This is a genomic window from Pedococcus sp. (assembly GCF_036554925.1).
In the GTDB taxonomy this organism is placed as follows: domain Bacteria; phylum Actinomycetota; class Actinomycetes; order Actinomycetales; family Dermatophilaceae; genus Pedococcus_A.
In genome coordinates this window covers 1-8,281 of the sequence record NZ_DATBMI010000163.1, presented here as the reverse complement: position 1 = coordinate 8,281, position 8,281 = coordinate 1, and the positions used below count along the sequence as shown (strand labels likewise).

Below are 8,281 nucleotides of genomic sequence, written 5' to 3'. Positions count from 1 at the left end.
CGTCGGTGGTGCTGGCCGTCGGGGGCCTGGTCGTTCTGGCGGCCGCCTGGTGGATCGCCCTGCGGGGGCTGCGCCCCCGGCTGCGCCATCCGCCCACGCCGGCCACGGTCGGCTCGCCCTAGGACTTGCGACGCAGCACCGACCTCAGCACGAGGGCGACCACGATGGCGATGATCTGACCGCCGACGACGATCTTGTTGACGTCGACGGCGGGCCGCCACAGGGCGTCGCCGCCGCGGACGACGTAGACGCCCGCGGGGGTGGCCTCGAACCCCCCGCCCCCGCCACTGCCCGACCCCTCGTCGCCGGGGCCGGTGCCGCTCCCGCCGCCCGCGCCACCGCGGACGCGGGCAACGGGGATGACGAGCGCTCCGTCACGCTCGATCGGCTCGCCGAAGACGCGCGAGACCGTGACCTTGTCGGTGACCTGGGACAACAGCTCCTGAACATCCATCTCGCCACCGTAGGCCGCTGCGGCACCCGCCCTGCAGGGCCGAATGTCCTAGGGCGAGGGAACCGGCGTGCTGACGTGGATGTCCATCACGTCGTGCAGCAGCGTGACGGCCTCGGCGTGCGGGCGCTGGAACGAGTTGCGCCCCATGATCGTCCCGAAGCCACCACCGAGCGCGGTCTGCCGGTTCTCCTCGAGGACGGCCGAGGTCTCCTTGGCCGCGCCCCCGGAGAAGATCACGATGCGACGGCCGGCGAAGGCGGACTGCACGACGTGGCGGACCCGGTCGGCGAGGGTGCCGAGCGGGACCCCGGCCTTCTCCAGGGCGGCCCTGGCGGCGTCGCTCTCCACCACCTCGGTCGGGGGCTTGACCTTGACGATGTGGGCGCCGAGCTGGCAGGCGAGGTGCGCGGCATACGCCACCACGTCGACGGCGGTGCGCCCCTCGGTCGAGACCCCCGAGCCGCGGGGGTAGGACCACACCACGAGCGGGAGCCCCGCGTCCGAGGCGTCGACCGCCAACCGCCGCAGGTTCTCGTACATGTGGTTGCGCGCCGCGGACCCCGGGTAGACCGTGAACCCCACCGCGACGCAGCCCAGCCGTACCGCGTCGTCGACGCTGGCCGTGACCGCCGGCTCGGGGTCCGGTCCGGTGTAGAGCGAGTCGGAGCTGTTGCACTTGAGGATCAGCGGGAGGTCGTCGGCGAACTCCGGGGCGACGACCTGGCACGCACCCAGGGGAAGCGCGTGCGCGCTGCAGCCCGCGTCGACCGCGAGCTGGGCGTGGTAGCGCGGGTCGTAGCCGGCAGGGTTCGCGGCGAAGCTGCGGGTGGGGCCGTGCTCGAAGCCCTGGTCGACCGGCAGCACGACCAGCTTGCCCGTGCCCCCGGTGCGGCCGTGCTCGAGGATGCGACGCAGGTTCGACAGCGTCTGGGCATCGTCGCTCTCGTACCACGAGAGGATCTCGTCGACTCGGCTGGTCATGGGGCTCTCCTTGGGGGCGGTGGACGGGTCAGCCCGGGTGACGGCCTCAGCGGCGCGGCCGGGACGAGGGGGAGGCCAGGGCCACGATCTTCGTGACGATCGCGATGGCGCTGCCGACGATCCCGATCGCGAGCAGCACGCGGACGACGGCCTCCCAGGGGAAGCCGGGCTCCTCGAACTGGAGCGGGAAGACCTGCCAGACCCGGACGGTCGCGGCGAGGCCGAAGGCGGTGGTGACGAGGTCGCCCAGGGCCCGCAGCCGCGGCGGGTCCCGCACCAGGTAGACGAGGTTGGCCGCGACACCGGCGAGCAGCGAAGCGTTGACGACCCCGAGCACCTGCGGCGTGTCGTCGGTGAGGAACGGCACGGCCTCCCAGCCCGGCGAGACGTTGAGGAGGTAGACCAGCAGCCCGTTGACGGCCGCCGCCATGAGGTAGCCGAGACGCCGGCCGGCGGCCGGTGCCCGGGTCCGTGGCGCGGTCGCGGTCACTCCCGCCCCCGTCAGCCGACCTGCTGGAGCCCCAGCAGGCGCACCCGGGCGGCCTCGTTGACGAGGAAGGGGATCGCCTCGTCGAGGGTCACCAGGCAGTCGGCGTCGGCGTCGTCGTGGCGCAGCGGGAGCCGGGCTCGCCGGCCCACCTCGTCGACGAAGCTGCGGTACCTGCCATGGTCCAGGCGGCAGGCGCGGCGCACGTCCGCGCCCGCGACCACCGGGACGAGGTCGGCCTCCGGGGCAACGGCCAGGAGCGCGCCAAGGTAGAGACGGCGGGCCTCGTCGGGGGTCATCAGGCACCTCATCTGTTCGTGCGGCCGGTGTCGGCGACCGCCGCCGTTCCCTGCCCGTGACGAGCATGCGCAGGCCGTTCTCGCCGCAGACAGGGTCCAAGGTCCCTCGACGACCGTCGCCGGCGGTGCCCCCGAGGGTGCCGGGCACACGTCGGGCACATCGGGACGGACCGGGCAGCCGGGGCCAGGTCAGTTCGGCATCGTCCAGGAGGCCCCGGGGTGCAGGACGACCGGCGTGCACTTCGGCGCGTGCCGGCGGGCGTCGCGCGCGAACGCGAACCCGGGGCGGTCCATCCAGCCGCGCGGCAGGTGCTTCCCCGCCGGCACGTGCAGCGTCCCCCAGTGCACAGGCACGGCATACCTCGCGCCCACGATCGCGCACGCCCGCGCTGCGTCCAGGTGGTCCATGTGGCCCCCGGACAGGCGCGGCGCCCAGCCCGACACGGGCACCACCGCGAGGTCGATCGGCCCGCCGGCCATCTCGGCCAGGTCCTCCATGGCGGGATGGAGCTCAGTGTCGCCGGCCACCCACACCGTCGCCGATCCGGAGCGGACGAGGTGCCCGTGGGCGTCGTTGGGCCGGTGTGGCATGGGCCGGTGGGCGTGGACGGCCGGGACGAGGCGCGTGCGCACACGACCCCCGTCACCGACGGCCAGCCACTGCCCATCCGCCAGGCCTGCTCCGTCGTGGATTCCCTTGCCCGAGAGCCACTTTGCGCTCGCGGGCGCCGTGACGACCGGTATGCCGGGCAGTCGCCGCAGGGAGGCGAGGTGGGCGTGGTCATGGTGCAGGTGGGAGAGCAGCACGGCGTCGGCGCCGTGCCAGGCGTCACGCTCGGGCGCGTCCCCGCGCCGGCGCAGGATGCCGGCGTGGCGGGCCAGCAGGGGGTCGGAGACGAGGCGCACGCCGTCGAGGTCGAGCACGACGGTCGAGTGGCCCAGCCACGTCACCGTCAGGCCCATGGCGCAGCCCCAGCGCCCTCGGCGGGCGGGTCGTCCGGGGCGAGCCCGGCAGGAGAGTGGGGCACCTGCACATTCTGCGGCCGGTGGTCGTGGTTGTGCGAGGCGTGGGTGGCCCGGCACTCCGGTCGGTCGACCACCCGCGAGCCGGGGCCAGCCCGGGGGAACCCGTCGCCGCGGGCCGCGCGCGCCGGCGGCAGGGGCGACGGACTGGTCACACCGGGCGCGGCGACGTCCCGCGACTGAGCAGGCCGACGATGGCGTCGATGGTGCGCAGGTCGTCGTCCTCCTCGATCCGCAGCCCGGAGCCCTTGCTCAGCCGCTCGACGAGCTCGACGAAGTCGAGGGAGTCGAGCTCGAAGGCCTCGCGCAGGTCGGTGTCGCCGGGCAGGCCGCCGAGGTCGGCGTCGGGCACGACCCCGCGCAGCGCGCTCTCGAGCAGGTCCCTGGCCTCGTGGGGTGTCATAGCTCCTCCGGTCTCTGCAGCAGTCGGTCGAGGTGCTTGAGGAACCGCGCGCCGATCGCGCCGTCGGTCGCGCGGTGGTCGCCGGCGAGCGTGGCGGTCACGAGGGGGCGGACGCCGAGCAGGCCGCCGACGGCCCACGGGCGCTCCGACACGGCCCCGAAACCGACCAGCGCGACCTGCGGCGGGTAGATGACGCCGTGGACGCTCTCGACCCCCTGGTCGCCCAGGTTCGACACCGTGAGGCTCGGGGGCGCGAGGTCGGAGCCCCGCAGCCGGCCCGCCCTGGCACGGCTGGTCAGCTCGCGCATCGAGGCCATCATCTGGCCCACGGTCAGGGTGTCGGCGGCGTGGACCACGGGGACGAGCAGCCCACCGCGGCGCAGCGACAGGATGAGCCCGAGGTCGACGGAGTCCGCCGGGCGGAAGCAGCCGTCGAGCCAGTGGCCGTTGAGCTCGGGGACGGCACGGGCGGCCCGCGCGGTGGCGAGCAGCATCAGGGCCGAGGGCACCAGCCGCTCCTCGACGGGCAGCTCGCGGTTGCGGGCGTGCACCCACTCCTGGCAGGCGTGCAGGTCGATCGTGGCGGTCAGGTGGTAGTGCGGGATCTCCCTGTTGGAGGTGGTCATGAGGGCCGCGATGCTCTGGCGCATCGACTCGGCGCCGGCCCGTCGGGGCGGGACCGTCGTGGCCCGTCGGGGCGGGACCGCCGTGGCCCGCCGCACGTCCGCCGCGCGCACCGCCCCTCCCGCACCCGTGCCCCGGATGCCGGTGAGGTCGGTCCCGGCCTCTCGCGCCAGCCGGCGCGCGTAGGGCGAGACCCGCTGTCGCGCAGGCTGTTTCGGCGTGGGGACGGCTGCCGGACCGGACGCAGCCGCCGTCGGCGCGGCAGCCGTCACCTCGGGTGCTCCCGCCGTCTCGGCCTCCCGGGCCGCCGTGCGCTCGCTGGCCGCGCGCTCGAGGTCCGCCCGGGTCAGTGCCCCGTGACGGCCGGTCCCGGTGACCGTCGCGAGGTCGATGCCGAGGACCTGCGCGCGGTGGCGCAGGACCGGGGAGACCGGCGGGCCGGCGGGCCCCGTGCGCGCGACCGGCGCGGCGGGCGCGGCGGGCGCGGCGGGCGCGGTCGCCCCGGCGGCGACCGGCGCCGTCGGGCCGGCCTCGCGGCGGCCGTTGAGCCGGGCGAGCACCCCGCCGACCGGGATGACGTCGCCCTCGTGGGCGACGAGCTCCTCGACCGTGCCGTCCTCGAAGCACTCGACCTCCACCGCGGACTTCGGCGTCTCGACGACGGCGATGATGTCGCCGCGGTGCACCTGGTCGCCGGGGTGGACGAGCCACTCGAGGAAGATCCCCTCCTCCATGTCGGCGCCCAGGGAGGGCATCCGGAACTCACCCATCGCCGCGGACCGCCCTGCGCGCGGCGTCGGCGATGCCCTCGGGCTGGGGGAGGGCGGCCTGCTCCAGGTGGGCCGCGTAGGGGAGGGGAACCTCCTCGGCGCAGACCCGCTCGACCGGGGCGTCGAGCTCGTAGAACGACCGCTCCACGAGCCGCGCGGCGACCTCGGCCGCGAGGCTCCCGGAGCGCCAGCCCTCGTCGACGAGCACCGCGCGGTGGGTCCTGGACACCGACCCCAGCAGCGTCGGCTCGTCCAGCGGCCGCAGGACGCGCAGGTCGACCACCTCCGCCGAGATGCCCTCTGCCGCAAGGAGCTCCGCTGCGGCGAGCGCCTTGCCCACGCCGGCGCCGTACGCGACGACCGTCACGTCGTCGCCGGGCCGTCGCACCGCCGCGTGCTCGATGTCGACCTCCGGTGCGGGGTCGGGGAGCGTGCCCTTGAGGGGGTAGAGCGAGCCGTGCTCGAAGATCAGCACGGGGTCGGGATCCTGCAGGGCCGGCCACAGCATGCCGCGGGCGTCCTCGATCGTGGCGGGTGCCAGCACCCGCAGGCCCGGGATGTGCGCGTACCAGCCCTCCAGGCTGTGCGAGTGCTGCGCCGCCAGCTGGCGCCCGCCACCGGTGGTCATGCGGATGACCAGCGGCACGGCGAGCTGCCCGCCGGACATGTGCAGCAGGGTCGCCGCGTTGTTGAGGATCTGGTCGAGGGCCAGCAGGCTGAAGTTGACGGTCATGATCTCGACGATCGGCCGCATCCCGCGCAGGGCCGCACCGATCCCCGCGCCGGTGAAGGCCGACTCCGACAGTGGCGTGTCGCGGATGCGCTGCTCGCCGAACTCCTCGAGCAGGCCCAGGCTCACGGCGAAGGAGCCGCCGTAGCGCCCGACGTCCTCCCCGAGCAGGAAGACCCGCGGGTCACGCTGCAGGGCCTCGCGGTGGGCCTCGCGCAGGGCCTCCCGGTAGGTCGTCACGGCGGTGCCCGCCGCGGCGCCCCCGCTCACGCCGACGCCGGGCGCCGCCCGGGTGGCGCCCGCCCGCTTGCGGTGCGTCGTGGCCGTCACCCGGCGCCCCTCTCGCTCGTGACGAACCGCGTCAGGTCCGCCACCGGCTCGAGCGGCGAGGCGTCGGCGAACTCCACGGCGGCGGCGATCTCCTCGTCGATCTCGCCGACCCACCGGTCCACCTCGTCCTGCGTGAGGCCCCCCTGCTCGACGAGCGCCGCCGTGAGTGCCGGGATCGGGTCGGCGGCACGCCAGCGCTCGACCTCGGCCTTGTCGCGGTAGCGGTCCGGGTCGTACATCGAGTGCGCGCGGAACCGGTAGGTGCGCAGCTCGAGGAAGCACGGCCCACCGCCGCCGCGGATCAGTGCCAGCGCGCGCTGGACGGCCGCCCGGACGGCGAGGACGTCCATGCCGTCGACGGCCCAGGCCACCATGCCGTACGACGCGGCGCGGGCGGCGAGGTCGGTCTGGGCGTGCTCGCGCGCGAGTGCGGTGCCCATGGCGTAGCGGTTGTTCTCGCACACGAAGAGCACCGGCAGGCTCCACAGCACCGCCAGGTTCGCGCTCTCGTGGAACTCGCCCTCGGCCATCGCTCCCTCACCGAAGATGCAGGCCGTCACGTCGTCGCGGCCGTTCATCTGGTCGGCCAGGGCCATGCCGAGCGCGGGCGGCATCCCGCCGGCGACGATGGCGTTGCCGCCGTAGAACCGCCGCGAGGCGTCGAAGAGGTGCATCGACCCGCCGCGGCCACGGCTGCAGCCGGTGGCCCGGCCGAACATCTCCGCCATGATCGCGTCCATGGGGACGCCGCGGGCGAGGGCGTGGCCGTGCTCGCGGTACGTCGAGATCACCGCGTCGCCCTCGGCCAGCGAGGAGATCACCCCGACGGCGACGGCCTCCTCGCCGATGCAGAGGTGCAGGAAGCCGCGGATCCTGGTGGCGCTGTAGAGCTCCGCGCACTTCTCCTCGAACCTGCGGATGCGCATCATCTGGCGCAGCAGGCCGGGCGCCTGGCCGTCGAGGCCGGCACGCTGCCGTGGCGCGAGGGCGGTCATGTCGGCTGCTCCACTGTCGAGAGGTCGCCCTCCGGCAGGCCGAGCTCACGCGCCTTCAGCAGTCGGCGCATCACCTTTCCGCTGCGGGTGTGCGGCAGGTGCTCCTCGAAGGCGATCTCGCGAGGGGCGACCGAGCCCAGGCGGCGACGGCCGAAGACCACGAGCTCGCGGCGCAGGGCCTCGCTCGGCTCGTGGTCGGCCTTGAGCGTGACGAAGGCCTTGACGATCTCGCCGGCGAGCGGGTCCGGCTTGCCGATCACCCCGACCTCGGCGACGGCCGGGTGCTCCATCAGGGCGCTCTCCACCTCGAACGGGCCGATCAGGTGGCCGGCCGACTTGATGACGTCGTCCGCGCGCCCGACGAACCAGAGGTACCCGTCGGCGTCGATGCGGGCGAGGTCGCCGGTGAGGTACCAGCCGCCCGCGAAGGCCCGGGCGTAGCGGGCCGGCTCCCCGAGGTAGCCGCGGAACATCGAGGGCCAGCCGGGCCGGAGCGCGAGCTCGCCCACGGCAGAGGGGTCTTCGAGGACGCGCACCTCGCCGTCCTCGACCGCGGCGCGGCCGTCAGGCCCGCGGTCGAGGACGGCGACCTCCACCCCCGGAACGGGGCGCCCCATCGAGCCGGGGCGGATCGGCACACCCGGGTAGTTGCTGACCATGATCGCCCCGGTCTCCGTCTGCCACCACGTGTCGTGGACCGGCAGCCCGAAGGCCTCGAGCCCCCACACCACCGCCTCCGGGTTCAGCGGCTCACCCACGCTGACGACGTGCCGCAGCGCCGACAGGTCGTAGTCGTGGGCCAGCTCGGCGCCCTTGCGCATCAGCATCCGCAGCGCGGTCGGCGCCGTGTAGAAGACCGCGATGCGCTCGTCCTGGAGGACGGCGTACCAGCGTCGTGCGTCGAAGTCCGCCGAGTCCGTCACGATGGTCGCGCCCCGGGTGAGCGGGCCGATGATGCCGTAGGACGTGCCGGTCACCCAGCCCGGGTCCGCCGTGCACCAGTACACGTCGCCGGCGCCCAGGTCGAGCGAGAAGCGGGCGGTGGCGTGGTGCGCGACCACGGCCTGGTGGACGTGCACGGCCCCCTTGGGGCGACCGGTCGTCCCGCTCGTGAAGTGCAGCAGGGCGGGGTCCTCCGGCCGGGTCGGCGTGATGGCGAAGCCCTCCCGGTCGAGATCGGCCTCG

General features: G+C 74.7%; 10 protein-coding genes. All 10 read right to left on the bottom strand.

Annotated elements, in window-relative coordinates; genetic code table 11:
- Nucleotides 1–118: 118 nt before the first annotated feature.
- Nucleotides 119–454: a spore germination protein GerW family protein gene (locus VIB11_RS13095; protein ID WP_332031675.1), complete on the bottom strand. Its 336-nt coding sequence runs from the start codon at nt 452–454 to the stop codon at nt 119–121.
- A gap of 48 nt (nt 455–502) precedes the next feature.
- Nucleotides 503–1,435 (bottom strand): class I fructose-bisphosphate aldolase, encoded by a 933-nt coding sequence (locus VIB11_RS13090; protein ID WP_332031674.1) that lies wholly within the window; start codon nt 1,433–1,435, stop codon nt 503–505.
- 46 nt (nt 1,436–1,481) lie between these two features.
- On the bottom strand, nt 1,482–1,925 hold the full coding sequence (locus VIB11_RS13085) for a hypothetical protein (RefSeq protein WP_332031673.1): 444 nt from the start codon (nt 1,923–1,925) through the stop codon (nt 1,482–1,484).
- A gap of 11 nt (nt 1,926–1,936) precedes the next feature.
- Nucleotides 1,937–2,221, bottom strand: coding sequence for a hypothetical protein (locus tag VIB11_RS13080; RefSeq protein ID WP_332031672.1), 285 nt, complete (start codon nt 2,219–2,221; stop codon nt 1,937–1,939).
- 189 nt (nt 2,222–2,410) lie between these two features.
- Nucleotides 2,411–3,184 carry an MBL fold metallo-hydrolase gene (locus tag VIB11_RS13075; RefSeq protein WP_332031671.1) on the bottom strand — a complete coding sequence of 258 codons (774 nt, stop codon included), beginning with the start codon at nt 3,182–3,184 and terminating at the stop codon, nt 2,411–2,413.
- Between the two features lie 211 nt (nt 3,185–3,395).
- On the bottom strand, nt 3,396–3,647 hold the full coding sequence (locus VIB11_RS13070; protein WP_332031670.1) for an acyl carrier protein: 252 nt from the start codon (nt 3,645–3,647) through the stop codon (nt 3,396–3,398).
- Entirely contained in the window at nt 3,644–5,041 is a 1,398-nt protein-coding gene (locus VIB11_RS13065) for a 2-oxo acid dehydrogenase subunit E2 (RefSeq protein ID WP_332031669.1), read from the bottom strand. The genes VIB11_RS13070 and VIB11_RS13065 overlap by 4 nt, the downstream gene beginning before the upstream one ends.
- Nucleotides 5,034–6,011 (bottom strand): alpha-ketoacid dehydrogenase subunit beta, encoded by a 978-nt coding sequence (locus VIB11_RS13060; RefSeq protein WP_414695834.1) that lies wholly within the window; start codon nt 6,009–6,011, stop codon nt 5,034–5,036. The genes VIB11_RS13065 and VIB11_RS13060 overlap by 8 nt, the downstream gene beginning before the upstream one ends.
- Before the next feature lie 86 nt (nt 6,012–6,097).
- Complete coding sequence (pdhA, locus tag VIB11_RS13055; protein WP_332031667.1) at nt 6,098–7,096, bottom strand: pyruvate dehydrogenase (acetyl-transferring) E1 component subunit alpha; 999 nt, start codon at nt 7,094–7,096, stop codon at nt 6,098–6,100.
- On the bottom strand, nt 7,093–8,281 hold a 1,189-nt coding region (locus tag VIB11_RS13050; RefSeq protein WP_332031666.1), incomplete at its 5' end, for an AMP-binding protein. The genes pdhA and VIB11_RS13050, both read right to left, overlap by 4 nt.

What these genes read in the sequence shown, in the direction of transcription:
- VIB11_RS13095 (WP_332031675.1), bottom strand. Translation starts at nt 454, where the DNA reads ATGGATGTTCAGGAGCTGTTGTCCCAGGTCACCGACAAGGTCACGGTC.
- VIB11_RS13090 (WP_332031674.1), bottom strand. Translation starts at nt 1,435, where the DNA reads ATGACCAGCCGAGTCGACGAGATCCTCTCGTGGTACGAGAGCGACGAT.
- VIB11_RS13080 (WP_332031672.1), bottom strand. Translation starts at nt 2,221, where the DNA reads ATGACCCCCGACGAGGCCCGCCGTCTCTACCTTGGCGCGCTCCTGGCC.
- VIB11_RS13075 (WP_332031671.1), bottom strand. Translation starts at nt 3,184, where the DNA reads ATGGGCCTGACGGTGACGTGGCTGGGCCACTCGACCGTCGTGCTCGAC.
- VIB11_RS13070 (WP_332031670.1), bottom strand. Translation starts at nt 3,647, where the DNA reads ATGACACCCCACGAGGCCAGGGACCTGCTCGAGAGCGCGCTGCGCGGG.
- VIB11_RS13065 (WP_332031669.1), bottom strand. Translation starts at nt 5,041, where the DNA reads ATGGGTGAGTTCCGGATGCCCTCCCTGGGCGCCGACATGGAGGAGGGG.
- pdhA (WP_332031667.1), bottom strand. Translation starts at nt 7,096, where the DNA reads ATGACCGCCCTCGCGCCACGGCAGCGTGCCGGCCTCGACGGCCAGGCG.